Here is a 1,265-nt window from a genome sequence, read left to right on the forward strand (position 1 = left end):
CTGATGAACAACCACGGCAACTACATTGTCTCCATGGGCAATGTCTGTCGCTGGATGGCGGAACAGGCCGAAGAGCTGGGCGTGGAGATCTTCCCGGGCATGGCGTGTTCTGAGCTGGTCTATGGCGACAATGGCGAAGTCAAAGGCGTGGTGGCCGGGGTCTTTGGTCTGGAAGAAGACGGCTCGTATGGCCCCGGCACCGAGCCCGGCATGGAGCTGCACGGCAAATATGTGTTCCTCTCTGAGGGCGTGCGGGGCTCGCTCGCCAAAGAGGTGATCGCCAAATACAATCTGCAGGACGGCAAAGAGCCGCAGAAGTTTGGCGTGGGCATGAAAGAGATCTGGGAGATCGCCCCGGAGAAGCACAATGAAGGCGAAGTGACCCACACCATGGGCTGGCCGCTGGGCAGCAATGCGGGCGGCGGATCCTTCATCTATCACCTTGAGAACAATCAGGTCTATGTGGGGTTTGTGGTGCACCTGAACTATAAAAACCCGCATCTGTTCCCCTACATGGAGTTCCAGCGCTTCAAGCATCACCCCAAGGTGGCCAAGCTGCTTGAGGGCGGCAAACGCGTGGCTTACGGCGCACGCGCGATCTCGGAAGGCGGCTATCAGTCCATGCCAAAAATGGTGGCGCCGGGCGTCGCGCTCCTGGGCTGTTCTGTGGGCATGGTCAACGTGCCGCGCATCAAGGGCAACCACAATGCGATGCTGTCTGGCAAGGCCGCTGCGGAAGCCGCCTTTGAAGCGATCAAGGCCGAGCGTTCCGGCGATGAGCTGAGCGCCTATGAAGAGGAGGTGCGCACCGGCGCAATTGGCAAAGACCTCAAGAAGGTGCGCAATGTGAAGCCGATCTGGTCGAAATGGGGGCTGACCGCATCTTTGATGCTGGGCGGTCTGGACATGTGGACCAACACCTTTGGCTTCTCCCTGTTTGGCACGGTCAAACACGGCAAGACCGATGCTGAAGCCACGGAAGAGGCCAGCAAGCACAAGCCGATCGACTATCCCAAGCCCGATGGCAAACTGTCGTTTGACCGGCTGACCAATGTGAGCTTTTCCATGACAAACCATGAGGAAAGCCAGCCTTGCCACCTGCGCTTGGCCAACCCGGAAACCCCTGTGGCCGTGAACCTGCCGAAGTTCGCAGAACCCGCACAGCGCTACTGCCCGGCCGGGGTTTATGAGGTGGTGGAAGAAGAGGGCAAAGACGCCCGCTTTGTGGTCAACTTCCAGAACTGTGTGCACTGCAAAACCTGCGA

Annotated in this window: 1 protein-coding gene; it reads left to right on the top strand. The window is 59.1% G+C overall.

All coding sequences use genetic code 11. The annotated features are described in order from the left end of the window. A partial coding sequence (locus tag J7413_RS20400; RefSeq protein ID WP_209101864.1) for an electron transfer flavoprotein-ubiquinone oxidoreductase occupies positions 1-1,265 on the top strand: 1,265 nt, incomplete at both ends.

Source organism: Shimia sp. R10_1 (assembly GCF_017744095.1).
Taxonomy (GTDB): domain Bacteria; phylum Pseudomonadota; class Alphaproteobacteria; order Rhodobacterales; family Rhodobacteraceae; genus Shimia.